Origin of the sequence: Nocardioides sp. Bht2 (assembly GCF_047308515.1) — a bacterium.
In the GTDB taxonomy this organism is placed as follows: domain Bacteria; phylum Actinomycetota; class Actinomycetes; order Propionibacteriales; family Nocardioidaceae; genus Nocardioides.
The window spans coordinates 100,277-125,034 of sequence record NZ_JBLBWI010000007.1 but is presented as its reverse complement, the minus strand read 5'-3'; the positions used below and the strand labels follow the sequence as shown (position 1 = coordinate 125,034).

Sequence of the window (24,758 nt, the reverse complement as noted above, 5' to 3'; positions counted from 1 at the left end):
TGACGCTGCCTTGTGGCGACGCCGGGTGAGTTGCTGGACTGGGTGGATGCGTGCCGTCCTTGCCGACCTCTTCGCGGGTGCCGCCTGCCCCGGATGCCAGGCTCCCGGGCTGCTGCCGTGCTCCGGCTGTGCCGACCGACTGCGTGGCCATTGCGGCCCCGTCGGAGCCGCTGCGGAGCTCTGGAGCGCGGGTATCTACGAGGGGCTGCTGCGCCAGTTGGTGCTCGGCCACAAGGAGCGCCACCAGTTCGGGCTGCGGGTGGTCCTGGGCGAACTGTTGGCTGAGGCGGTGCTCGGACTTCTGGCCGGACGGCGTCCGGAGCGGCTGGTCCTGGTCCCGGTCCCGTCCCGGGTCACGGCGGTGGTGGCCCGGGGCTACGACCCGACCGGGACCGTGGTCCGGCGGGCCGCGCGGGTGCTGCGAGCAGGCGGGTGGCAGGCCGAGGCGATCAGTCTGCTGCGGGTGCGCGGGGTCCGTGATCAGGCCGGCCTGGACCGTGCCGAACGGGCAGCGAACCTGAGCGGTGCGATGAGCGTTCGGCCCGCGAAACTGGCTCAACTACAGGGCTCTGCGCCCTGGGTGGTGCTCTGCGACGACGTGATGACCACGGGTGCGACGGCGACCGAGGCGGTCCGCGCGGTACGTGCGGTAGGCATCGGAGTGCTGGGAACGGCGGTGCTCGCGCACGCGGTGAGAGCGACACCAGACCCGTTGTCCGGGTGAACGCTGGTAAAGCGTTGAGTAACCGACTAGCGTCTGGTCATGGAGTCCGTTCGGGTCCGTGGTTGCGTCGTTGGAGTCTGTTCGACGCCCGCACACAAGGCATTGCGCAGTGTGGCGCGGGAGTTGATCGAGTCCGTACGACTAGCCGATGCCAGTCGCAGGCAAAGCGGTCCACGTAAGTCCTTCCGAGGACGATCACGGTGCGGCTTAGAAGTAAGTCCTGCCCCGTTCCTGGCATCAGATATGCCCGGTCTGCGGGAGAAGATGGGTAGTGGCAAGAAGCTGCGAGAGTCTCAGCAGGCGTGTGTGGGGTCGAAGACCAGGTCGGCCGGACGGACTCCTTCTCTACGTCCGGCGCCCGCGTTGCGGTGCGTCGGCGACATGGTGACACCAACCAATTGCACGGGAGGTCTACATGGACGTTGTGGTGAGCGCACGGCAGTGCGAGGTAACCGAACGGTTCCGCAGTCACGTTGAAGAGAAGCTCTCTCGACTGGAGAAGCACGATCAACGGATCATTCGGGTCCAGGTCGAAGTCAGTAACGAGCGCAACCCGCGCCAGGCGGACCGAGCGGTCCGCGTGGAGTTGACGGCCTTCTCCAAGGGGCCGGTGATCCGGGCCGAGGCCGCAGCCGAGGACAAGATGGGCGCGCTCGACCTGGCGATGGACAAGATGGCCTCCCAGCTGCGTAAGGCAGCGGATCGCCGTCGGGTACACCGCGGTCGGCATACGCCGGTCTCGGTGGGACAGGCGCTGGCGAACGTCACCGCGCCGGAGGCCGACGAGGAGGAGGAGACCCTGGAGCGCCAGGTCGGGCCGATCACGGTCAGTGGTGACGGTCCGCTGGTCGTGCGGGAGAAGTCGCACCCGGCGATCCCGATGAATCTGGATCAGGCGCTCTACGAGATGGAACTCGTCGGACACGACTTCTACCTCTATGTGGACAAGGAGAGCGAACGCCCCAGCGTGGTCTACCGCCGTAAGGGCTATGACTACGGGGTGATCTCTTTGGACCTGATGTCCTGAAGTCCATGGCACGGACGGGCCGCTCTGGAGTAGGACAGAGATGGCCCGTTCGTGCCATGATGGCCCGGTGAGCGAGATCGATGCGGCCGCCGAAGCGGTGAGGGTCCTGGTCGTTGATGACCAGGAGCTCTTCCGACGGGGCCTGACCATGCTGCTGGGCGTTGAACCTGGCATTGAGGTGGTCGGCGAAGCGGGCGACGGTATCGAGGGCACCGACCTGGCCGTGGTGACGGCACCCGACGTCGTCCTGTTGGACGTGCGGATGCCCAAGCGGTCCGGCATCGAAGCCTGCGTGGCGATCAAGGAGGCGGTCCCCGCCTCGAAGATCATCATGCTCACCGTCTCCGATGAAGAGGCCGACCTCTACGAGGCGGTCAAGGGCGGAGCCTCCGGCTACCTGCTCAAGGACTCCTCGATCGACGAGGTCGCCCAGGCGGTCCGGGTGGTGGCCGACGGCCAGTCCCTGATCAGCCCGTCGATGGCGGTCAAGCTGATCGACGAGTTCAAGCAGATGACGAAGCCGGAGCGGGACCAGGTCCCCGGCCTGCGGCTGACCGAGCGGGAGCTCCAGGTGCTGCGCCTGGTGGCGCGCGGGATGAACAACCGGGAGATCGCCCGCGAGCTGTTCATCAGCGAGAACACCGTGAAGAACCACGTCCGCAACATCTTGGAGAAGCTGCAGCTGCACTCGCGGATGGAAGCCGTGATGTACGCGGTCCGCGAGAAGCTGCTCGACATCCCGTGAGTCGTCCCGCGACGATAGGCGCATGACGCAGTCGCTGAGCCTCGCCCAGGCACGTCGGATCGCCTTGGCGGCTCAGGGTTTCCTCGACCCCGTCCATGCCCGCCCGACGATGCGGACCTTCGACCGCACCCTGGCCCGGACCGGCGTCCTCCAGATCGACTCGGTAAACGTCCTGCAACGCGCGCACTACATGCCGCTCTACGCGCGGATGGGGCCCTACGACGTCGACCTGCTACGCCGGGCCGCCGAAGAACGGCCGCGGCGGGTGCTGGAGTACTGGGCACACGTGGCGACCTTCATGTCGGTCGACCTGTGGCCGTTGATGCAACACCGGATGGCGCGAGCCTCGATCGATGCCTGGGGCGGACCGCGTTCGATCGCCGAGGAGAATCCGGCGCTGGTCCGCGACGTGTTGGCCGACGTCCGCCGGCATGGGCCGCGGTCGGCGCGTCAGATCGACGCCGACCTCACCGGCGGCGCGGAGCGGGCCAAGGAGCACTGGGGCTGGAACTGGTCGGAGGTCAAGCAGGCGCTCGAGTACCTCTTCTATGCCGGTGAGATCACCGTCGCGGCGCGTAACGGACAGTTCGAACGGCTCTACGACGTCCCGGAGCGGGTGGTGCCGAGCGAGCATCTCAACGCGCCGACGCCGGAGCCGGCCGACGCGCATCGGGAGCTGGTCCGGCGCGCCGCCCGCAGTCACGGCGTCGCCTCCGAGCAGTGTCTGCGCGACTACTACCGGATGGGAGTGGCACAGACCCGGGCCGCCGTCGCCGAGCTGGTCGACGAGGGCGAGCTGACGCCGGTCGACGTCGAAGGCTGGAACCGCCCTGCCTACCTGCACCGTGACGCCCGGATCCCGCGTCGGGTCGAGGCGGCCACCCTGCTCTCGCCGTTCGACCCGATCGTCTGGGAGCGGGCTCGGACCGAGGCGCTCTTCGACTTCTTCTACCGGATCGAGATCTACGTCCCGGCCGCGAAGCGGATCCACGGTTACTACGTGCTTCCCTTCCTGCTCGGCGAGCAGTTGGTGGCCCGCGTCGACCTCAAGGCGGATCGGGCGGGTTCCCGGCTGATGGTGCTCGGAGCCTTCGCAGAGCCGGGGGCGCCGTCTTCGACGGCGGCGGCGCTGGCCGGCGAGTTGCGGCGGCTCGCCGGGTGGCTGGGGCTCGACGATGTGGAGGTCCGCCAGCACGGGGATCTGGCCCCGGCGGTTGCTGCCGAGCTGTAGCGTCGGCCTTGGGTGTCCGGTACAGGTGGGACGCTGCCCACAGCGCGGGTAGCATTGCCGAGGTTCTGGACATCCCAGCCATCCGCCACGCGAACAGGGAGCGAGCTCGTGCCTTCCATCCTCGACAGAATTCTCCGCATCGGAGAGGGCAAGATCCTCAAAGAGCTCGAGGCCATCGCCAAGGCGGTCAACGCCATCGAGGACGACTTCGTCGCGATGACCGACGAGGAGCTTCGCGGGCAGACCGAGGAGTTCAAGCAGCGCCTGGCTGACGGTGAGACCCTCGACGACATCATGCCGGAGGCGTTCGCCACCGTGCGTGAGGCCGCGAAGCGCGTGATCGGCCAGCGTCACTACGACGTCCAGATCATGGGTGGCGCCGCGCTGCACAAGGGCAACATCGCCGAGATGAAGACCGGTGAGGGTAAGACCCTGGTCGCAACCTTGCCGTCCTACCTCAACGCGCTCGCCGGCCAGGGCGTCCACGTGGTCACCGTCAACGACTACCTGGCCAAGTTCCAGTCCGAGATGATGGGCCGCATCCATCACTTCCTGGGGCTGAGCACCGGTGTGATCCTGCCGAACATGACTCCGGACGAGCGTCGGGTCGCCTACAACTGCGACATCACCTACGCCACCAACAACGAGCTCGGCTTCGACTACCTGCGCGACAACATGGCCGCCAGCATCGACCGCTGCGTGCAGCGCGGTCACGGCTTCGCCATCGTCGATGAGGTCGACTCGATCCTGATCGACGAGGCCCGGACGCCGCTGATCATCTCCGGCCCGACCCAGGACGAGGTCCGCTGGTACGCGGAGTTCGCCAAGATCGCCGCGACCATGGAGCCCGAGAAGGACTACGAGGTCGACGAGAAGAAGCGCACCGTCTCCGCGCTGGAGGGCGCGATCTCGAAGGTGGAGAACTACCTCGGTATCGACAACCTCTACGACTCGGTCAACACGCCGCTGATCTCGTTCATGAACAACTCGATCAAGGCCAAGGAGCTCTTCCACCGCGACAAGGAGTACGTGGTGATGGGCGGCGAGGTGAAGATCGTCGACGAGCACACCGGCCGCATCCTGGACGGACGTCGCTACAACGACGGCCTGCACCAGGCGATCGAGGCCAAGGAGGGTGTGACGGTCCGCGAGGAGTACCAGACCCTCGCCTCCATCACCCTGCAGAACTACTTCCGGATGTACAAGAAGCTCTCGGGTATGACCGGTACCGCGATGACCGAGGCCTCCGAGTTCGACAAGATCTACGACCTCGGCGTGGTGCCGATCCCGACCAACAAGCCGGCGCTTCGTCAGGACCAGCCCGACCTGGTCTACCGGACCGAGGACGCCAAGTACGACGCCGTCGTCGCCGACATCGCGGAGCGGAACAAGGCCGGTCAGCCGGTGCTGATCGGTACCGTCTCGGTCGAGAAGTCCGAGCTGCTCTCCGGTCTGCTGAAGAAGAAGGGCGTCCCGCACACCGTGCTGAACGCCAAGCAGCACGACTCCGAGGCGAAGGTCGTCGCACTCGCCGGTCACAAGGGAGCCGTTACCGTCGCCACCAACATGGCCGGTCGTGGTACCGACATCATGCTCGGTGGCTCGGTGGAGTTCCTCGCCGACGAGGAGCTTCGCAAGAAGGGTCTGGACCCGGTCGAGACCAGCGACGAGTATGAGGCTGCCTGGCCGGCCGCGGTGGACCGCTACAAGGCGCAGGTCTCCGCCGAGCACGACGAGGTCAAGGAGCTCGGCGGGCTCTACGTCGTCGGTACCGAGCGCCACGAGTCGCGCCGGATCGACAACCAGCTGCGTGGTCGTTCCGGGCGTCAGGGTGACCCGGGTGAGTCCCGGTTCTACCTGTCCCTGCAGGACGAACTGATGCGTCTGTTCAAGTCGGACTGGGTCGACCGCGTGCTCACCGTGCTCAAGGTGCCGGACGACGTCCCGATCGAGAACAAGCGGGTCACCGGCGCGATCGCCAACGCCCAGGGTCAGATCGAGTCGCAGAACTTCGAGTCGCGCAAGAACGTGCTGAAGTACGACGACGTGATGGACCGCCAGCGCAAGGTGATCTACGAAGAGCGTCGCCGCGTCCTCGAGGGCGCTGACCTGGGTGAGCAGATCCGGACCTTCATCGACGACGTCATCGATGGCTATGTCACCGGTGCCACCGAGGGCTTCGCGGAGGAGTGGGACCTGGAGACGCTGTGGACGGCGCTCAAGCAGCTCTACCCGATCACCCTCAAGCACCAGGAGATCGCGGACGGCGCCGGCGGCCTGGCCGCACTGGGCCGCTCCGAGCTCGCTGAGGCGTTGAAGAAGGACGCCCAGGCTGCGTACGCGGCTCGTGAGGCGGAGCTCGGCGAGGAGAACACCCGCGACCTGGAGCGGCGCGTGGTGCTCTCGGTGCTGGACCGCAAGTGGCGTGACCACCTCTACGAGATGGACTACCTGCGCGAGGGCATCTACCTGCGTGCCTACAGCCAGCGCGACCCGCTGGTCGAGTACCAGCGCGAGGGCTTCGACATGTTCGGCGCCATGATGGACGGCATCAAGGAGGAGGCCGTCGGCTTCCTGTTCAACCTCGAGGTCGAGATCGTGGAGGAGGACGACGACGAGCTGGTGCTTGAGGGCGACGGCGAAGTCGCCGAGCCGGCCGGCCAGTCGCACATCCACGCCAAGGGCCTCGAAGGTGCCAAGGAGCCGGAGCGGCTGACCTACTCCGGTCCGGACGAGGACGGCGAGCCGGAGGCGGTGGGCAACGCCACCGTCACCAACGCCGACGACCCGTTCGCCGGTATCGGCCGCAACGAGGACTGCCCCTGCGGCTCTGGCAAGAAGTACAAGAAGTGCCACGGCGCCCCGAACGGTCCGACCGGACTGACCACGCGCGTCAACGGCTGATCGCTCACTGAGCTGACGGCGTCCGAGAAGGTCGCCGGTGGCTGGCTCACCCGAACATGATCTGGGTGCATTGCCAGCGGCCGGCGACCTTTTCCATGCGTGCGGCGACGCAGCGGCTGCGTACCGCGTGGCTGACCACGACGCTGATCTCGACCCGGTCGGTGGCGAGGAAGCAGGAGTGCACGCTGCTGACCAGCGGACGTGGGTGCAGGCGTCGGGCCCGACGGGGACCGGCCGCAGCCCCAGCGGCAGCAGCGACCGTCGCGGCGCGGGCGAGGAGTTCTTGATGGATCGCCGGTGTGGTCCAGCGGACCAGCTGGGAGACCGGGCGCTGGCCGCCGATCGCCTCGACGCAGGCCTGGACGAAGAGGGCCGCCCAGCGGTGCACCTCCTCGCGCAGCGCAGCGCTGATCGGGACCGAGTCGGCGCCGCGGAGCAGGGGGAGGGGGACTGCTCCACCTGGCGCTGATAGCGCGGGCACGGGCGCGGCCGGGAACGGCGGCATCGTCCCCAGATCGAGGTCGAGGGCGAGCGTGCCCTGGAGGGCGACGGGGCCGGTGTTCTGGCGGCGCGGACGGGGCAGGGGCGTGACGTTGCCGGTCATTGCAGGCCTCGCAGACTCGAGAGGTCGAGCTGTTGTCCGGGGCGGATCAGATCGGGGTTCACCCCGATCGTGGGTCGGTTGCTGAGCCAGAGGCGGCCGGCGGCCCGGTCGATCTCGGCGCGGCTGGTGCCCGGCGGTAAGGCCCGCTCGGCGATTCGCCACAGGGTGTCGCCGGCGGTGACCGTCACGACGGCGGGTGCTGCGGGTGCTGCGGGTGCTGTGGTGGGCAGTTCGGGGAGCGGCAGCCCGGCCACCATGTTCCGCCCGGTCGGAGTCACCGGCCGGGGGCTGTTGGCGTCTGTGACCTGCTGAGCGTGGGCGGGCAGTGTGGCGGTGGCAAGGAGCGCGCCGCAGCCGAGCAGCACCAGGTATCGCAGCCAGCGGGGTGCCCCGACCCGGCTGGGCCGGCCGCGGGCGACGTCGGCGACCAGCAGGGTGCTCAGCAACCAGAGCCAGAGCACCGCGCCGACGACGGTGGCCTGGGCCGCAGCGACCAGCAACTGGTCGGGGAGTGGCGGCGACGGTGTCCCGTCGAGGCGGGCCCAGGTGGCCCAGGAGGCGGGCCGGGCCCGCCAGCTCCCGGCCAGGGCGGCGACGCTCAGCGCGGTAGCGGCCAGCCAGGTGCCGAAGCAGCGCCGTCGGCAGGCGGAGTGAGGTGTCGTGAAGGTGGAGCTGTCCCGAGATGACATGAGCAAAGCTTTCGTTTGCGTGCGTTTGCGTCAGTCAACGTCCGGTTGAATCAGTTGTCAATCAGTTCTCCACAGGGGAAGTCGGGATGAGCGAGGGTCAGCGGACGGGACGCGAGAGCCGGTCCAGGAACGCCACCAGGAGTGCCTCCCGCATGGCCGGTGCGGCGACGTCGAGAAGCGCGTTGACCTCGGCCATCCGGGTGGGCAGGGCCAGCCCGCCGTCGTCGGAGGTGCCGAGCAGACCGGCGGCGGCGAGCAGGCCGTCGAAGTCGGCGTCGCTGAGGGCGGTCGGGTCGAGCGCCTCGATGAAGGCGACGACCCCGGGATCGACCCGGACCGGTCCGGCGGCCACCGCTCGCTCCACCGCCGCAGTGAGTGCGGTGACGAACTCGGCCACGTTGTTCAGCGTGGCTGCGCTGACCGAGAGGTGGATCGTCGCCCGGCGGCCGGCGAAGGCCATCTGGGGCTGGACGAACCAGCCGGCGTCGGCCATCTCGTCGCAGATGGTGAACGGGTCGCAGGAGTCGTCGGTGGCCAGCGCGATCAGCGTCGAGTCGGGCTGCGCGACGACCGAGAGCGCCGGGATCGCGGCGACACCCGCGACGATCGCGTCGACCGCGGCGAAGACCTCTGCGGCCAACCGTTGGTAGCCGTCCTCGCCGATCGCGCGGGTCACCGCCCAAGCGCCGGCCAGCGGGCCACCCGACTTGGTCGACTGCATGGTGGCGTTGAGCATCGTGTAGCCGGGCCATTCGGCGCTGGCGAAGAACTGGGAGCGACGCAATGCGGAGTCGCGGTGTAACAGGATCGAGGTCCCCTTCGGGGCGTAGCCGTACTTGTGCAGGTCGACCGAGATGCTGGTGACTCCGTCCACCGCGAAGGTCCACGGCGTCGTCTCCCGGCCCAGCCGCGGGGCGAAGGGAAGCACCCAGCCGCCGATGCAGGCGTCCACATGGCAACGCACCCCGGCCGCCGCGGCGGCTGCCGCGAGCTCGGCGACCGGATCGATCACGCCGTGCGCATACGACGGGGCACTGGCCACCACCAGCACCGTGTCGGTATCGATCGCGGCGATGGTGGCGTCGACGTCGGCGCGGTAGTCGTCGCCGACCGGGATCGAGACCGCCTCCACGCCGAAATAGTGCGCTGCCTTGTGGAAGGCGGCGTGGGCCGTGCTCGGGATGATCATCTTCGGCCGGGTGATCTCCGGGTGGCCGTCGCGGGCACTCTGCACCGCCAACAAGACCGACTCGGTACCGCCGGAGGTGACCGTGCCGACCGCGGTCGGCGGCGCGTCCAACAGATCGGCAGCCATCCCGACGACCTCGTTCTCCATCTGCAGCAGCGAGGGGAAGGCGGTCGGGTCGAGGCCGTTGGATCCGGCGTAGGCGGCGACCGCGGCGCGTCCCAGATCGTCCACGTCGCTCAGTCCTGAGTCGTAGACGTAGGCCAGGGTGCGTCCGCCGTGGACCGGGAGGTCGGCCGCTTGGCGCTCCTTGAGCTGGGCGACGATGTCGTCGAGGGTCACAGCGTTGCGGGTCACAGGTCTGCCTCCGTGAGTCGGTAGCGGGATAGCCAGAAGAGCGAGAGCACCACGAGCAGAGCAGGCAGTACCGAGAAACCGAGGGTGATCGCGGTGAGCGCGGAGTCCGGCTGAACCGCGTCCCCGTCGGTCGAGGAGCGGTAGTCGCCCAAGGCGAGCACCAACGCGAAGAGGGCGGGACCGGCCGCCAACCCGAGGGTCTCACCTGCGGTCCAGACCCCGGTGAAGACTCCGGTGCGGTTCTCTCCGGTCCGCTTGGCATCGGCCGCCGCTGCGTCGGGGAGCATAGCCATCGGGAAGACCTGGGCACCGGCATAACCGACGCCGACCAGAGCCACCGCGGCGAAGACCACGACCGGCACCTCCAACAGGGCCAAGCAGGAGAGCGCCGCCCCGCTCGCCAGGATCGCGGAGGAGACCAGGTAACCGGTCCGCTTGCCGAAGCGGGTACCGAACCGTGCCCAGAGCGGGGTCAGCACGAGCGCCGGACCGACGAAGCAGACGAAGAGGATCGTCGCTGCGCCGTCGCGGTCCAGCACGTCGCCGGCCAGGTAGTCGACGCCGGCCAACATCGAGCCGGTCGCCAGCGCCTGGAGGACGAAGGTGGTCAGCAGTAACCGGAAGTCGCGGGCACCGGCCACCACCCGGAGCTGGTCGCGGAGCGTGCCCGCCCCGGCGTCGAGGGTGGCGAACGGCGCGTTGCGGGTGCCGAAATAGCTGCTCAGTACGCCGATGGTGATGATCACCGCCATCGCTACCCCCATCACCCGGTAGCCGTCGCGTCCGCCGACCGCGTCCCGGATCGCCGGGGCGCTGGCGCCCGCCAACAGGATGGTGAAGGCCAGGATCGCGACCCGCCACGCCATCAGCCGGGTGCGTTCGTCGTACGAGCTGGTGATCTCGGCCGGCATCGAGACGTAGGGGACCTGGAAGAAGGCGTAGGCGGTGGCGCAGGCCAGGAAGGCGACCAGGACCCAGAGTGAGTCGGCCAGCGTCGAGCCGAGATCGGGACCGGCGAAGAGCAGCGCGAAACAGAGAGCGAGCGCGAGCCCGCCGCGTAGCAGGAACGGGCGACGGCGACCACGGGGGTCGGTGCTGCGGTCGCTGATCCGGCCGGCGATCGGGTTCAACACGACGTCCCAGGCCTTCGGTAGGAAGACGATCAGGCCCGCCCAGACGGCGGCCACCCCGAGACTGTCGGTCAGGAACGGCAGCAGCATCAGGCCCGGCACGGTGCCGAACGCTCCCGTGGCCACCGAGCCGGTGGCGTAGCCGAACCGGATGCCGGGAGTCAACGCGCCGGGTTCTGTCGTTCGTGCCATGCGCGCACCCTAACCACGGTGTCGGCGCGCGCTGGGCAAAGTACGCGAATCGTGACCGATGGGTTTGAACGACGCAGACGGTGGGAAGGGGCCCACCGTGTGTGTGCACAGCTCGGGTGCACCCTGAACCAGGAGGCGTCATGTCTCAGGATCCCTCGGCCCACGACGACGGCACCCGCCCTACCTGGCAGGTACAGCCCGGACAGGTAGGCGGCGCCGCGGAGAGCCCCGCCGAGCGGACGGCGATCCAGCCGGCCGTCCGTGCCGACGCGCCGCCACCCGGACGCCGGATCGCGGACCCGGAGAACCTCGCCCCGATCACCCCTCCTGCGGGATACCCGCAGCAGCAGGTGCCGGCGCCGCCACAGGCCTACGCCCAGCCCGTGCCGGGGTACGTCGATCCGCAGCAGCAGGGTTACGCACCCCAGCAGGGGTATGCCCAGCCTGCGGCCGGCTACCAGGAGATGCCCTACGCGCAGCCGCCGGCCGGCTACGCGCCCGCCCCGGAACCGGAACGGCTTCCGACGGCCCAGGACTTCCTCCAAGGCCGACACCAAGCACTCGACATCGGGCCTGCGACATGGGGTTGGCGTGGCTGGCTGCGCCGCGCGACCTTCGGCCTGGTCAAGCCCAAGATGGGCGCCAAGGAGCGGGAGCATCGCGAGGCGCGGGCAGCCGTCCAGCGCTCGTTCTCGGGGCCACGCACCATCGTCTTCGCCAACCCCAAGGGCGGTGCCGCCAAGACCACCAGTGTGCTGGCGGCCGGCTACACGTTCGGCACCATCCGGGGTGGAGGAGTGGTGGCCTGGGACAACAACGAGACCCGGGGCACCCTCGGCATCCGCGGCGAGCGGGCCAACCATCAGAACACCACGCGCGAACTGCTCGACGACCTCAACCGGTTCAGCGACGTCTACGAGTCGCGGATCGGCGACCTCGGCGCCTTCGTCCGGTCCCAGGGCGACGCGCACTTCGACCTGCTCGCCTCGGATGAGCGGGCCGACGTCACCGGAACCATCCGGGCCACCGACTTCGGTGCCGTGCACCGGTTGTTGGAGCGGTTCTACCACTTGATCCTGATCGACACCGGCAACAACCTGCGCGCCGAGAACTGGCTGGCCGCGGCCCAGACCGCGGACCTGATCGTGGTCACCTGCACGGTGCGCGAGGACACCGGCTACAGCGGGTTGTGGATGCTGGACGCGTTGGCCGACGCCGGACATACCGACCTGCAGAACCGGACCATCACGGTGTTGGCCGACCCGTCGCCGTCGGTGGACGAACAACTTGCCAAGGACCTGGTCGACGTCTACGCCAAGCGGACCCGCGCCGTCTTCCGGATCCCGTACGACGCAGCGCTGGTCGCCGGTTCGGTGATCCAGTACGGCCAGCTCTCGCCGGCGACCCAGGCCGCGTGGCTCAAGGCCTGCGCGGAGATGTCGCGTGCGCTCTGACCTCAATGTGACCTCAGCGCTGAGAATTCGCCGGCAGGCGGACCGTGAGGTCACATTGAGCTAGGGGGCGAGCGAGCGAGAACCGTCCGATCCGTAGCGGCGCTTGGGGTTCGCGCCGATCCCCTTGGGGTCGCGCGGTGCTTCGGCCGGTGGCGACGCCGGGTCGTTCGGCTCCGGCGTCGCGTCACTCGCCCACCGGTTCAGCCACTCCTCGAGGATCAGCCAGGTGGTGTTCCGCGCGGCCCGGCCGGTCAGCATGCCGAGGTGCCCACCTGGGACGACCTCGAAGCGGACCTCGGGGGCACTGGTGAGGTGCCCGACGACGGCCCGCACCGCCTCGATCGGGGCGATCCCGTCGGTCTCGCCGGCGAAGACCAGGACCGGCGCCGTCACGTCCTTCAGCTCCACCCGCTTCTCGCCGAGGCTGAGGTAGCCGCGGACCAGCTCGTTCTTCTTCACGAACCGGTGGTAGAGCTGGCCGAAGGTGCGACCCGGATAGGCGATCATCGCCGCGGTGAAGGCGTCCACCGCCTCGATCTGGGCCAGGAACTCGGTGTTGTCGAGCTGCTGCAGCTTGACGATCGGTTTGGTGAGGAGCTTCTGCGCGGCGGTCAGCTGGAACGCCCAGCGGACCAGGGGCTTCGGGGCACCGCCGAGGGCGCGGTAGACCCGGGTGACCGGGCCGTCGCCCGCCTTCACCCCGCCCCAGGTGCCGTCGGTGAACTTCAGCAGTGGCCGAAGCGGAGCGATCATCGGCACCTTCGAGACGTCGAAGGGGGAGCCGACGATGGTCAGCGAGGCGATCGGCAGGTCGTCGTGGTCGGCGGCGGCCAGGGTCATGAAGATCCCGCCGAGGCTCCAGCCGACGACATGGACCGGACGTCCGCCCGCGTGCTGCGAGACGTGCCGGATCGCTTCGGGGACGACCTCCTCGATCCAGTGCTCCATGCCGAGGTTGCGGTCGCGGAAGGAGACCTCGCCGTACTCCAGCAGGTAGGTCCGGTGTCCGGCGTTGATCAGATGCTCGACCAGCGAGCAGCCGCGCCGCAGGTCGTAGCAGCTGGACGGCGCGGCGAGCGGTGTCACCAGCAGCACCGGATCGCCGTCCTCGGGCGCCGTGGGGGTAGGGCGGTAGTGGTAGACCTGCCGCAGCAGGCCCTCGTCGATCAGGGTGCGGGGCATCTTGCGGAGGTCGGCAACCCCGCCGTAGAGCACCTTGTGCGCCACGTTGCCGGCGGCGGCGACCACCTGGTCGGGCTTGGGCAACAGGTCCATGGCGGCAACGTACCCTGTCTCGACATTCTTGGTCCTGCGTACTAGACACTTGTCACATGGGATGGAAGTCGTGGGTCGGTACCGGGTTGGCGGCGACGGGGGCGGTGGTCGCCTACGACGTGACGCAGCGCAAGCACGCGATCCTGCGGAACTTCCCGGTCGTCGGGCATGCCCGGTACCTGTTGGAGAAGGTCGGGCCGGAGCTGCGTCAGTACATCGTCACCAGCAACGACGAGGAGCGGCCGTTCAGTCGTGACCAGCGTCGCTGGGTCTACGCGTCGTCGAAGCTGGAGAACAACTACTTCGGCTTCGGTACCGACAACGATGTCGAGAACACGATGGGGCGCACGGTGATCAAGCACCGCACGTTCTCCACCGTCCATGCCACCACCCACCCGCATGCCGAGGAGGGTGTCCGCCTGCCGTCCGCGAAGGTGATGGGCCAGGCCCGGGGACGGGCTCGCGCCTTCCGGCCGAACTCGGTGGTCAACATCTCCGGGATGAGCTTCGGTTCGCTCTCCGGCAACGCGATCAGCGCACTGAACAAGGGTGCCGCGATCGCCGGGTGCCTGCACAACACCGGCGAAGGCGCGCTCTCACCGCACCACCGCCAGGGTGGCGACGTCGTCTTCCAGATCGGTACCGCCTACTTCGGCTGCCGCGACCGGGACGGCAACTTCGATCTGGCTCGGCTCAAGGACCTGGTCGCCGGTGCCCCGATCAAGGCGATCGAGATCAAGCTCTCGCAAGGCGCGAAGCCGGGGCTCGGCGGCATGCTGCCGGGTGCCAAGGTGACCAAGGAGATCGCCGAGATCCGGGGCATCGAGGAGGGCAAGGACTGCGCCAGCCCGGCTCGGCACAGCGAGTTCGACGACGTCGACTCGATGCTTGACTTCGTCGAACTGATCGCCCAGACGACCGGCCTGCCGGTCGGGATCAAGTCGGCCGTCGGCGACCTAGGCTTCTGGGACGACCTGACCGCCGCGATGGGTGCGGACCGCCAGCGAGGCGTTGACTTCGTCAACATCGACGGCGGCGAGGGCGGTACCGGCGCCGCGCCGTTGGTCTTCGCCGACTCGGTGGCCTATCCGTTCCGGCTCGGGTTCGCGGAGGTCTACAAGCGGTTCAAGCTGGCCGGCCTCGCCGACGACGTCACCTTCATCGGGGCGGGCAAGCTGGGGCTCCCGGAGAACGCCCTGGTGGCCTTCGCGTTGGGCGCCGACATGGTGAACGTGGCCCGCGAAGCGATGCTCTCGATCGGCTGCATCCAGGCGCAGCGCTGCCACAGCGACGACTGCCCGACCGGCGTCGCGACGCAGAGCCCCTGGCTCTCGCACGGTCTCGACCCCGCCTCGAAGGCGGTCCGCGCGGCCAACTACGTGGTCTCGTTGCGCCGCGACCTGATCAAGGTGACCGGCGCGATCGGCGTCGCCCACCCGGGGTTGATCCTGCCGTCCGACATCGACCTGGTCGACGGCACCCGCTCACGCCGAGGACTGGCCGAGCTCTACGGCTACGAGCCCGGTTGGGGCGGTCTGTCTGCGGCGCAGGCAGAGACGATCACCCGGTTGATGGTCGGCGAGCTGCCCGATGAGGAGCAGCAGCCGTCGCACTGATTTCCCGGTCGGCGCGGGACGATGCGTGACGCACGGCCGAGTCGCGGCATAGGCTGCGGGCATCTGCCCACCGGGCGAGTGTCGGGGGACCTCAACCAGTAGCTGCTGACAGGGAGTCGGGTTGCCCATCGCTGCGTTGCCATCGAGCCGGGAGCGACACGTCGCGAACCGTTTCTCCTACGGCTGGACCCCGGAGCTGAGCCGCCAGATCAAGAAGGCCGGCGGCTCGCGGGACTGGTTCACCAAGCAGCTGAAGGCGAGCCGGATCGACGACTCCTTCCAGAGCAGGTCGTTCGCCTGGTGGCCCTCCTTGCGGATGACACCGCAGCAGATGTGGGCGGCCCAGCAGAGCGGCGAGATGGGCATGTGGGAGGTCATGGAGGACTACCGCCGCTGGTGCTTGGTGCGGCGGGTTCAGGCGAAGCCGCAGCTGTGGGAGATGGTCGCCGAGACCTGGGAGAACCACCTGCACGTGCCGGCGATCGGTGAGGCGGAGGCGCCGTATCGGGTGGCCTATGGCCGTGGCATCCGGCAACGTGCGCTCGGTCGGTACGCCGACCTCCTCAACTTCGCGATCACCCACCCCGCGATGGGTGCCTATCTGAGCAACCTCAACTCGACCGCGTCCTCGCCCAGTGAGGATCTCGGGCGCGAGCTGCTGGAGCTGCACACCGTGGGGCGGGGCGTTTTCACCGAGAACGATGTGAAGAACTCGGCGCGGATCCTGACCGGATACACCGGGGACCTGTGGAACACCTGGAAGGTGGGCTACCGCCCGGCGAACCACTACCGCGGCACCGTGAAGGTATTGGGTTTCAAGCACAAGAACACCGCCAGCGACGGGCGCCCGGTGGTGCGGGCCTACCTGAACTACCTGGCCAGGCACCCCGCGACGGCGCGCAGAGTGGCGCGGGTCCTCGCCGTCCGGTTCGTCTCGGACTCGCCGCCGGCCTCGCTGATCACCAAACTGGCCAAGGTCTACCGGGCCAACGACACCGCGATCCGCCCGGTGCTGAAGGCGCTCTTCGAGTCGAAGGCGTTCGCCGCGGCGATCGACCGCAAGGTGCGGACTCCGGAGGAGGACGTGGTCGCGACCTACCGGGCGCTGGGCTACCGGATCTCGGCGTCGACCGGCCAGGACTCGGCGGCGCGGAGCATCGTCTGGCAGGCCGCCGATATCGGGTTGGCGCCGTTCACCTGGCCGCGGCCGGACGGGCGCCCCGACCAGGGGGCGGCCTGGGCGTCGACGTCGCGGATGCTGGCCTCGTTCGATGTGCACTACACGATGGCGGGCGGCTGGTGGCCCTCCAAGGGGTTCACCCGTCCGGTAGGGACGGCATGGTTGCCGGCGAGCCGGGTCCGGTTCGACCAGTTGGTCGAGCATCTGAGCCGCACCCTGACCGGACGCCGGGCACCGTCCTGGTTGGTGACCGCTTGTGGGCAGGCGGTGAAGTGTGCGCCGAACGAGATGATCGACGCCAACCATCCGATGGTCCGCTGGTATCTGCCGCGACTGCTGACGACGGTGCTGGACCAACCGGCACACATGACGAGGTGACGATGAGCGACGAGACCTGTTGCGAGGAGTTCAACGGCATCAGCCGGCGCGGCCTGTTCAAGGCGGGGCTGGGGATGGCGGCCGGGTTCAGCGTGGTCAGCACCTTCGGTCAGGCGGTGCTCCAGGAGACCCGAGCCGCATCGGCGGCCCCGACCGACGCCGTCCTGGTGGTGCTGTCGCTGCGCGGTGCGTGCGACGGACTGAGCCTGGTGGTGCCACACGGTGACCCGGTCTATGCGAAGGCCCGCCCGACGATCGCGGTGCCCACTGCTCAACTGGTGGCGCGGGACGGGTTCTTCGGGTTGCACCCGGAGCTGGCTCCGCTGTTGCCGATGTGGCAGCGCGGCGAGATGGCGGCGGTGCACGCGACCGGGATGCCGGCCGTGAACCGGTCACACTTCGCCGCGATGGAGGCGTTGGAGGACGCTGACCCCGGCTCGTCCGCCCGGATCGGCTGGTTGAACCGGCTCGTCGGCCAGGCCGGTGCCAACGACCCGATGCGGGCGCTGCAGGTCGGCGGCTCGACGGTGCCGACCTCGCTGGTGGGGCCGCGCCGGACGGCGGCGCTCCGGGAGGTCGACCGGGTCCGGCTGGCGGGTCAGGACGACGACTTCGCAGCGGCCCGGGTGGCGTCGATGCAGACGATCTGGAACCGGGCCGGCGGGGCGCTGGGCACCGGTGCCCGTTCGGCCATGGGCCTGGTCAACGACTTCGCGCCGATCCGCGACAGCGCCTCCGCGCCGTCGCCCGGCGCGGTCTATCCGGACGGGGATCTGGGGCGCGCCCTGGCTGCCGCGGCGCGGACGATCCGGGCCGATCGTGGGGTCGAGGTGATCGCGGTGGACCAGGGAAACTGGGACATGCACACCGGTCACGGCACGTTGGGCTGGGGCGAGATGCGCTCGAACACCCGCGAGTTGGCGAAGGCGCTGGCGGCGTTCTTCGCGGACCTGGGTAGCCAACGAAGCAAGGTCACGCTGGTCACGATCAGCGAGTTCGGACGCCGGGTGCGGGAGAACGCGAGCGGCGGCACCGACCACGGGCACGGGAACGTGATGTTCCTGCTCGGCGAGGGCATCAACGGCGGTCGCTACTACGGCCGGTGGCCCGGGCTGGAGAACGCTCTGGACGCCGACCTTTCGGTCACCCTCGACTACCGCTCAGTGCTCGGCGAGGTGGTGGCGAAGCGGATGGGAGCTTCGACGGCGAAGGTCTTCCCGGGCGTGCGGATGACCAGCCTGGGCGCGGTGAAGACCCGCTGACGGCGCGCCGCTGCCTCCGGTGACCGTGTGGTTCCGGAGGTGGCGGCTCTGTTGGGCTAGTCGAGAAGGATCGTCTCGGTGGTCGAGCCTGTCGAGACCACGCGCCAGGTGTGGCCGTGCTTGTTGGTCCAGAGGTAGTTGCCGTCTTCGGTGCGTTGGTAGCGCCAGCTGCCGTGGGTTTTGGCGAGGTGGTGGTGCCTGCAGAGTGGGGCGAGGTTCTCGGGCGTGGTTTGGCCCGGTGGTCCGGTGTCGTCGTAAGGCTCGATGTGGTCGAGGTCGGCGTCGGCTGAGCTGCGAGCGTGGTGTGCACGAAGACCCGCAACCTGCGCCGGGCCGTCGAAGCCCGGGAGTGATCTCGACAAGCTCGATCACCGGTGGTCCTGATCTCGACAGGCTCGATCACCGGTGGTCCTGGTCTCGGCAGGCTCGATCAGCGGTGGCTCTGATGTCGGCAGGCTCGATCACCGGTGGCCCGTTGGTCGAGCTTGTCGAGACCCGTCCACCGCCGGGTTCAGCACGCACCACTGGTGAGCAAGCCGGAGCTGGCGCCGCGCCACTACCAGCGAGGTTTCGTGGCTCTCGGAGATCACCGCAAGCAGACAGCCCGCATCAAGGTCTGGGGCGTCAGCGTGCCCGGGCCGCGTTGCTCGCGATCGCGTCGGCGAAGGTCGGCCACAGGGGGCGCGGCAGGTCGTGGCCCATCCCGTCGATCAACAGCAGGTTCGAGCCGGGTACCGCGGAAGAGGTGGTCCGGCCGCCCGAGACGTGCACCATCTTGTCGGACAGGCCGTGGATCACCTGGGTCGGCATGGCGAGGTCGCTCAGCGACTCCGTCCGGTCGGGTTGGGTCAGGATCGCGATCATCTGACGCATCACCCCGGCCGGGTTCAGGCCACGGTCCCAGGTCGCTTCGGCGCGGGCCCGGGCGCTCTCCTCGGGCTCGGGGTAGGCGGGGGAGCCGATCACCCGACCGTAGGCCACCGACGTGGAGACGTACGCCTCGCGCTCGGTCTCCCGGCGTCCGATCAACCGGGGCAGGATCGAGGGGTGTTGCCAACCCACCGTGCGCTTGCCGGTGCTGGACATGATCGAGGTCAGCGAGCGCACCCGTTCGGGGTGGGCCAGGGCCATCGTCTGCACGATCATCCCACCCATCGACATGCCGACGATGTGCGCGCGCTCCACGCCGAGGTGGTCCAGGAGGCCGAAGGCGTCGTCAGCGAGGTTGGACATCGTGTACGGCGCCTTGGTCGGCAGACCGGCGGCGGCACCGAGCAACATCAACCGGGAGACCCGGCCGATCAGCTTGCTGGAGCGACCGGCGTCACGGTTGTCGAACCGCACCACGAAGAAGCCTCGGCCGGCCAACAGTTCGCAGAAGTCGGCGTCCCACCAGGTCATCGGTCCGCCCAGCCCCATCACCAACAGCAGTGCGGGATCGTTCGGATCACCGAAGGTCTGGTAGCAGAGCTCGACACCGGGGCTCACCGGCGCGAAGAGCTCCTCAGAGCGGGGGATCGTCTCGGTCATGCCTCCATCCAACACGATGGCTGGCTGGAGACAGGACCGATCAGGGGCAGAACTCAGTCAGCGAAGTTGATCGCCGAGTAGGCCTGCAGCTTCGAGAGCCGGTGCTCGCTGATGATGTTGCGGATCGTGCCGCTGCGCGAACGCATCACCAGCGAGTGGGTGGTGGCTCCGCCGCCGCGGTAGCGGACACCCTTCATCAGCTCGCCGTCGGTGATGCCGGTGGCCACGAAGAAGCAGTCGTCGCCGGTGACCAGGTCGTCGGTGTGCAGCACCTTGTCGAGGTCGTGGCCGGCGTCGATGGCGCGCTGGCGCTCGTCGTCGTCGGTCGGCCAGAGGCGACCCTGGATCTTGCCGCCCAGGCACTTCATCGCGCAGGCCGAGATGATGCCTTCGGGGGTGCCGCCGATACCCATCAACAGGTCGATACCGGTGTCGGGACGGGCCGCCATGATCGCGCCGGCGACGTCGCCGTCGGTGATGAACTTGATCCGGGCACCCGCTTCGCGGATCTCCTTGACCAGGTTGCTGTGGCGCGGACGGTCCAGCAGCACGACGGTGACGTCCTCGGTGCCGCAGCCCTTCGCCTTGGCGACCCGACGCACGTTCTCGCCGGCGGGGAGCCGGATGTCGACGACGTCGGCGGCCTCGGGCCCGGTGACCAGCTTCTCCATGTAGAAGACGGCCGACGGGTCGTACATGGTGCCGCGCGGGGCGACGGCGAGGACGGAGATGGCGTTGGCCATGCCCTTGGCGGTCAGGGTGGTGCCGTCGATCGGGTCGACCGCGACGTCGCACTCGGGTCCGGTGCCGTCGCCGACCTTCTCACCGTTGTAGAGCATCGGGGCGTGGTCCTTCTCGCCCTCACCGATGACGACGGTGCCGTTCATCCCGATCCCGGAGATCATCAGGCGCATCGCGTTGACCGCGACGCCGTCCGCCTCGTTCTTCTCGCCGCGACCGACCCAGCGGCCGGCAGCCATGGCGGCCGCCTCGGTGACACGCACCAGCTCGAGGGCGAGGTTGCGGTCAGGGGACTCGGGCGCGACACGAAGTTCGACAGGGCGGCTCTTGGGCATGGGGCGAATGTTACCGGCCGCCAGCCCCGGACGCGGTGTCGAGGCGACGGTCAGCGAGAATCATCGGTGTGAGTCAGCAAAGTGGCGGTGGCAGGTACGAACGCAGCATCGGCGGCATGGCCGGCGCGATGATCGTGACGGTGGTGGTCGTCATTGCCTTCGTGATCTTCCGCGCGGTCAACCGTGACGATCTCGAACTCGAGCGCGATCCGATCGACTACGTGCCCGTTGTCGCGGCGCTGCAAGAGGCCGGGATCGACGACATCGTCTACCCGAGTTCACTGCCGAACGGCTGGAACGCGGTGGACGCGAAGCGGACCGCCGATGGGTGGGCGCTCGACCTCTACACCTCCGAGAACCGCTATCTCGGTGTCCGGCAGCAGGACCGTCAGCTCCGCGACATGATCGGCGAGTTCCTCGACGGCGACGCCGAAGAGGGACCGAAGGTGAAGATCTCCGGCGACCTCGCCGGTACCTGGCAGACCTTCAGCGACCGCGACGGCGACCACGCGATCGCCACCAAGGTGGGCGAGACCTTCGTGGTCGTCTTCGGCTCACCCGGCCTCGACCAGATCAAGGTCTTCGCAAGCTCGTTGACCACCGAGCCGGTGCCGAGCGCCGACGCGTCGACGTCGGCGAAGTGACCGGGTAGAGCCCAGCCGGTCAGCGGCCGCGGAGCTCGACCGGCTCGCCGAGGAACCGCTCGAAGGTCTCCCGGGCCGTGCCGTCGATCGTCCACATCGTGCCGGCCTGCTGGTCGCGCATCACCTGCACGGTCTCGGCGACGGCGGCCGGAGGCCCGTCGGGTGAGGTGCGGATCTCGGTGCCGATGGTGAACGAGGTGCGGCCGATCTTGCTCACCCAGAGCCGGGCTAGGTACGGCTGGAACGGCGCGAAGTACATCTCGGCGCGGTACTCCACCGTCTGTGAGGCGACCAGTTCGGCGACCCCGCTCGGGACGTCGCCGAAGAGGCCCGGCTTGCCGTTGCCGAGGTCGGCGTAGCGGAGGAAGAGGACGCGGGACTCGGAGATCACCCGGGCTACCTCGACGTTGTCGACGTGGCCACCCACGTTCAGGTCTCGTAGTCGGACCTGGATCTCGCAGTCGTACACCTCGCCACTCATGGCGCTGATCGTCGCACTACGGTTGCGCGCCTCAACGGGCAGGTCTCACTCGTCGGCAGCGACTGCGGCGTCGAGGCGCTCACGGGCGCCGTCGAGCCAGGTCTGGCAGGTCCGGGCCAACGCCTCGCCGCGCTCCCACAGCGCGAGTGACTGCTCCAAGGTGGTGCCGCCGGCCTCGAGCTGCTGGACCACGGCGATCAGCTCTTCGCGGGCCTGCTCGTAGGTGGGCTCGGATTCCTGGCTCATGGCGCATCGCTTTCGTCGGGGTCGGCCAGCGGGCTGGCTGGGTGGAGTTCGTCGACCGTGGCTGCGACCCGGCCGTCGGCGATCCGGACCGAGATCGCGCCTCCAGGGGTGAGGTCGGCCAGGGAGGAGACGACATGGCCGGCGTCGTTCTGGAGCACGGCGTAACCGCGGCGCAGGGTGGCCAGCGGGGAGAGCGCGGCGGCGCGGGCCGCCTGGTGGTGGATCTCGTCGTGGGCTCGGTCGAGCCGGTGACGGAGGCTACGCCGGGCGCGTTCGCGCAGTGCCTGGACCTCGTCGAGCCGGTCGTCGATCAGGGTGCGTGGATCGGCCATCGCGGGACGGGTGCGGAGAGCCGTGAGGGCGCTCTGTTCCCGCTCGATGGTGCGGTGCAGGGCGGCCCGGATCCGGTCCCGGGCCTGCAGCACCCGGGCCTGCTCCTCGGCGAAATCGGGCACGATCCGGCGGGCGGCGTCGGTCGGGGTGGAGGCGCGGACGTCGGCGACCAGGTCCAGGAGCGGTTGGTCGGCCTCGTGGCCGATCGCCGAGACCACCGGTGTCCGGACTTTGCCGACGGCGCGGATCACGGCTTCGTCGGAGAAGGGGAGGAGATCCTCGATCGAGCCACCGCCTCGGGCGATCACGATCACGTCGGTCTCGGCGTCCCGCTCGAGCACGTCGAGCGCCGCCATCACCTCGCGGGCGCAGTTGGTGCCCTGCATCCGGGCGGCGGCGACCCGGATCTTGACGGCGGGCCAGCGGCGCCGCGCGTTCTCGATCACGTCGCGCTCTGCGTCCGAACCGGGGGCGGTGATCAGCCCGATCTGGCGCGGCAGGAACGGCAGCCGACGTTTGAGTTCGGGGGCGAAGAGGCCCTCGGCGGCGAGGAGTTGGCGGCGGCGCTCGATGCGGGCCAGCAACTCCCCGAGACCCACCATCCGGATCTCGCGGGCGTGCAGGGCGAGCGAACCCCGCCCGGCGTAGAACGACGGCTTGGCGTGGATGACCACGCTGGCGCCCTCCACCAGCGGTGGGTTCAGCCCGTCGAAGAGGGTGCGCGCGCAGGTGACCGAGATGGAGAGGTCGGCGACCGTGTCACGCAGGGTGATGAAGACGGTGTTCAGGCCGGGGCGGCGGCTGAACTGGGCGATCTGCCCCTCCACCCAGACCGTGCCGAGGCGGTCGATGTACTGCGAGATCGCGTTCGCAACGGCGCGCACCGGAGCCGGTGACTCGGCGGTGGCGTCGCGCAAGGAGGACATGGCCGAGAGGTTAGAGCATCGGTCCGACACGGCGGCAAGCCGATCGCAAGCCAACCCCAAGGGCTGACGGTGAGTCTGGCCGCATGAGTAGACGACTTCTTCCGGCGCTGATGGCGGCGATCGCCCTGTCGGCCAGCTTCACCACGCTCCCGGCGGTCGAGGCGGCGACGCCGCGGTGTGCCGGCCAGAAGGCGACCATCGTGGGCAGCAATGCCAGCGAGCGGATCAAGGGGACCACCGGCCGTGACGTGATCGTCGCCCGAGGCGGCAACGATGTCATCGACGGTCGGGGCGGGCGCGACATCATCTGCGGGGGCAGTGGCAACGACACCCTCCGCTCCGGTAAGGGCGACGGACTGCTCTTCGGCGACGCCGGCAAGGACAGGATCATCGCCGAGGACGACGGGCTCGGCCTCTACGGCGGGGCGGGGAACGACGTGCTGAGCACCAGGTTCGCCGACACGTTGCTCGACGGTGGCTCCGGCAACGACCGGATGGCCGGCAGCGACCACCCCGATGTGATCGACGGTGGCACAGGCAACGACCGGATCGACGCCGGTGGCGGCAAGGATCGATTGGTGACCGGGGGGTCGGGGAACGACACCATCTACGGGGACGCCGGTACCGATGTGCTCCGCGGCGGCCCGGGCGACGACATCATCACTCTCGGGCCCGGCGTCGGCGGGTTCGGCTACGGCGAGGCCGGAAATGACACGGTGGTGGCCGGCGACGACGGCCAGGCGCTCTATGGCGGCGACGGCAACGACCTGATGAAGACCGCGCTCGAGGGCACCCTCCTCGACGGCGGCAGAGGCAACGACCGGCTCTACGGCGGCGCCCACCCGGACACCATCAACGGCGGCGACGGCGACGACGTCATCTCCGGTGCGGGCGGCGACGACGTCGCACTGAACGGCGGCTTCGGCAAGGACACCTGTGACGGTGGGCCGGGCCGCGACCGCTGCCATGGTGGGGCGCCCGGCGGTACCGCGAACTCGGCCGACGACCCCGATCAGTGCACCGCCGAGGTGATGGTCTCCTGCAAGGGTGAAGAGTTCCCGCAGCGCTGGTTGGCGACGGTGACCGGTACCGAGACCACCGACTACGAGACCCGGAACTGGACGATCTCGATGGTGCTGGTGCGCCACGGCGACCCGGCGACCACGGCGATGTGGCGCCAGGAGTCGGTGACCGGCACGTTCTCGATCAACGGCGCAGACGACAGTTGCACCTGGAGCCACAGCGGCGAGCTGGGCAGCAACGACTTCAGCGGAGATTTCGCCCTGGTCACCTCGCAGGACCTCTACTGGCTGGACGTGGTGGCCGGCGGCTACGGCGACAAGACCAAGTCCTGCCGTGGCGGCGGCCCGAGCACCACCTCGACCTACTTCCAGGCCTGGGCCGCGACCGACGGCGGACCGGACGCCATCGCCTGGGATCGCAGCAAGCGGGAGGTCACCGGAGGCTGGGAGCACGACAACGGCTACCAGGCGGTCGACTACGAGTGGGTGATCACCCCGCTGGCCTAGCCACGGGGAAGGGGCGACGTCGGGGTGCGGCCGATAGAC

The 24,758-nt window shown here is 69.0% G+C and carries 22 protein-coding genes; 11 read left to right on the top strand and 11 right to left on the bottom strand.

Annotated features, from left to right (window positions below; translation table 11 throughout):
- Nucleotides 1-46 precede the first annotated feature (46 nt).
- From ACLM5J_RS11545 to secA, 5 genes are all read left to right on the top strand, one after another.
- Nucleotides 47-724 (top strand): ComF family protein, encoded by a 678-nt coding sequence (locus ACLM5J_RS11545; protein WP_413656558.1) that lies wholly within the window; start codon nucleotides 47-49, stop codon nucleotides 722-724.
- Between the two features lie 415 nt (nucleotides 725-1,139).
- Nucleotides 1,140-1,751: a ribosome hibernation-promoting factor, HPF/YfiA family gene (gene hpf / locus ACLM5J_RS11540; protein WP_413656557.1), complete on the top strand. Its 612-nt coding sequence runs from the start codon at nucleotides 1,140-1,142 to the stop codon at nucleotides 1,749-1,751.
- Nucleotides 1,752-1,791: 40 nt separating this feature from the next.
- Nucleotides 1,792-2,496, top strand: a complete 705-nt coding sequence (locus tag ACLM5J_RS11535; RefSeq protein WP_413656556.1) for a response regulator — start codon at nucleotides 1,792-1,794, stop codon at nucleotides 2,494-2,496.
- Nucleotides 2,497-2,518: 22 nt separating this feature from the next.
- Nucleotides 2,519-3,727, top strand: coding sequence for a winged helix-turn-helix domain-containing protein (locus ACLM5J_RS11530; protein WP_413656555.1), 1,209 nt, complete (start codon nucleotides 2,519-2,521; stop codon nucleotides 3,725-3,727).
- Between the two features lie 108 nt (nucleotides 3,728-3,835).
- Nucleotides 3,836-6,631, top strand: coding sequence for a preprotein translocase subunit SecA (gene secA, locus ACLM5J_RS11525; RefSeq protein WP_413656554.1), 2,796 nt, complete (start codon nucleotides 3,836-3,838; stop codon nucleotides 6,629-6,631).
- 46 nt (nucleotides 6,632-6,677) lie between these two features.
- Here the strand turns inward: secA and ACLM5J_RS11520 are convergent, their stop codons facing one another.
- From ACLM5J_RS11520 to ACLM5J_RS11505, 4 genes are all read right to left on the bottom strand, one after another.
- Nucleotides 6,678-7,235: an Rv3235 family protein gene (locus tag ACLM5J_RS11520; RefSeq protein WP_413656553.1), complete on the bottom strand. Its 558-nt coding sequence runs from the start codon at nucleotides 7,233-7,235 to the stop codon at nucleotides 6,678-6,680.
- The gene (locus ACLM5J_RS11515; protein ID WP_413656552.1) at nucleotides 7,232-7,924 is read right to left on the bottom strand and encodes a LysM peptidoglycan-binding domain-containing protein; all 693 of its coding nucleotides are present in this window, start codon (nucleotides 7,922-7,924) and stop codon (nucleotides 7,232-7,234) included. Before ACLM5J_RS11515 ends, ACLM5J_RS11520 begins: the two co-directional genes overlap by 4 nt.
- 97 nt (nucleotides 7,925-8,021) lie before the next feature.
- Nucleotides 8,022-9,467 carry a pyridoxal phosphate-dependent decarboxylase family protein gene (locus tag ACLM5J_RS11510; protein WP_413656551.1) on the bottom strand — a complete coding sequence of 482 codons (1,446 nt, stop codon included), beginning with the start codon at nucleotides 9,465-9,467 and terminating at the stop codon, nucleotides 8,022-8,024.
- Nucleotides 9,464-10,789 carry an MFS transporter gene (locus tag ACLM5J_RS11505; protein ID WP_413656550.1) on the bottom strand — a complete coding sequence of 442 codons (1,326 nt, stop codon included), beginning with the start codon at nucleotides 10,787-10,789 and terminating at the stop codon, nucleotides 9,464-9,466. Before ACLM5J_RS11505 ends, ACLM5J_RS11510 begins: the two co-directional genes overlap by 4 nt.
- Nucleotides 10,790-10,929: 140 nt before the next feature.
- On the opposite strand from ACLM5J_RS11505, the gene ACLM5J_RS11500 reads away from it, so the two are divergent.
- Nucleotides 10,930-12,243, top strand: coding sequence for a hypothetical protein (locus ACLM5J_RS11500; protein WP_413656549.1), 1,314 nt, complete (start codon nucleotides 10,930-10,932; stop codon nucleotides 12,241-12,243).
- A 60-nt stretch (nucleotides 12,244-12,303) separates the two neighbouring features.
- Here ACLM5J_RS11500 and ACLM5J_RS11495 read toward each other — a convergent pair whose 3' ends face one another.
- A complete protein-coding gene (locus tag ACLM5J_RS11495; RefSeq protein WP_413656548.1) occupies nucleotides 12,304-13,518 on the bottom strand; it encodes an alpha/beta fold hydrolase in 1,215 nt (404 codons plus the stop codon).
- A 56-nt stretch (nucleotides 13,519-13,574) separates the two neighbouring features.
- On the opposite strand from ACLM5J_RS11495, the gene ACLM5J_RS11490 reads away from it, so the two are divergent.
- From ACLM5J_RS11490 to ACLM5J_RS11480, 3 genes are all read left to right on the top strand, one after another.
- On the top strand, nucleotides 13,575-15,134 hold the full coding sequence (locus tag ACLM5J_RS11490) for a glutamate synthase-related protein (protein ID WP_413656547.1): 1,560 nt from the start codon (nucleotides 13,575-13,577) through the stop codon (nucleotides 15,132-15,134).
- A 121-nt stretch (nucleotides 15,135-15,255) separates the two neighbouring features.
- Entirely contained in the window at nucleotides 15,256-16,692 is a 1,437-nt protein-coding gene (locus ACLM5J_RS11485) for a DUF1800 domain-containing protein (protein WP_413656546.1), read from the top strand.
- Nucleotides 16,693-16,694: 2 nt separating this feature from the next.
- The gene (locus ACLM5J_RS11480; protein ID WP_413656545.1) at nucleotides 16,695-17,954 is read left to right on the top strand and encodes a DUF1501 domain-containing protein; all 1,260 of its coding nucleotides are present in this window, start codon (nucleotides 16,695-16,697) and stop codon (nucleotides 17,952-17,954) included.
- 56 nt (nucleotides 17,955-18,010) lie between these two features.
- Here ACLM5J_RS11480 and ACLM5J_RS11475 read toward each other — a convergent pair whose 3' ends face one another.
- The 3 genes from ACLM5J_RS11475 to glpX all read right to left on the bottom strand — a co-directional run bounded on the left by ACLM5J_RS11475 (nucleotide 18,011) and on the right by glpX (nucleotide 20,560).
- Complete coding sequence (locus ACLM5J_RS11475) at nucleotides 18,011-18,316, bottom strand: HNH endonuclease (protein ID WP_413656544.1); 306 nt, start codon at nucleotides 18,314-18,316, stop codon at nucleotides 18,011-18,013.
- Nucleotides 18,317-18,578: 262 nt separating this feature from the next.
- The gene (locus tag ACLM5J_RS11470) at nucleotides 18,579-19,484 is read right to left on the bottom strand and encodes an alpha/beta fold hydrolase (protein ID WP_413656543.1); all 906 of its coding nucleotides are present in this window, start codon (nucleotides 19,482-19,484) and stop codon (nucleotides 18,579-18,581) included.
- Nucleotides 19,485-19,537: 53 nt separating this feature from the next.
- A complete protein-coding gene (gene glpX / locus ACLM5J_RS11465) occupies nucleotides 19,538-20,560 on the bottom strand; it encodes a class II fructose-bisphosphatase (protein WP_413656542.1) in 1,023 nt (340 codons plus the stop codon).
- 68 nt (nucleotides 20,561-20,628) lie between these two features.
- Here glpX and ACLM5J_RS11460 point away from each other — a divergent pair, with 68 nt between their 5' ends.
- A complete protein-coding gene (locus ACLM5J_RS11460; protein ID WP_413656541.1) occupies nucleotides 20,629-21,204 on the top strand; it encodes a DUF4245 family protein in 576 nt (191 codons plus the stop codon).
- Nucleotides 21,205-21,223: 19 nt separating this feature from the next.
- Here ACLM5J_RS11460 and ACLM5J_RS11455 read toward each other — a convergent pair whose 3' ends face one another.
- The 3 genes from ACLM5J_RS11455 to xseA are packed head-to-tail and all read right to left on the bottom strand — an operon-like array spanning nucleotide 21,224 to nucleotide 23,190.
- The gene (locus ACLM5J_RS11455; RefSeq protein WP_413656540.1) at nucleotides 21,224-21,685 is read right to left on the bottom strand and encodes an acyl-CoA thioesterase; all 462 of its coding nucleotides are present in this window, start codon (nucleotides 21,683-21,685) and stop codon (nucleotides 21,224-21,226) included.
- 45 nt (nucleotides 21,686-21,730) lie between these two features.
- A complete protein-coding gene (locus ACLM5J_RS11450; protein ID WP_413656539.1) occupies nucleotides 21,731-21,931 on the bottom strand; it encodes an exodeoxyribonuclease VII small subunit in 201 nt (66 codons plus the stop codon).
- Complete coding sequence (xseA, locus tag ACLM5J_RS11445; RefSeq protein WP_413656538.1) at nucleotides 21,928-23,190, bottom strand: exodeoxyribonuclease VII large subunit; 1,263 nt, start codon at nucleotides 23,188-23,190, stop codon at nucleotides 21,928-21,930. Before xseA ends, ACLM5J_RS11450 begins: the two co-directional genes overlap by 4 nt.
- Before the next feature lie 83 nt (nucleotides 23,191-23,273).
- Between xseA and ACLM5J_RS11440 the strand changes: the two genes are divergently transcribed.
- Nucleotides 23,274-24,719, top strand: coding sequence for a calcium-binding protein (locus ACLM5J_RS11440; RefSeq protein WP_413656537.1), 1,446 nt, complete (start codon nucleotides 23,274-23,276; stop codon nucleotides 24,717-24,719).
- The last annotated feature ends 39 nt before the right edge of the window (nucleotides 24,720-24,758 follow it).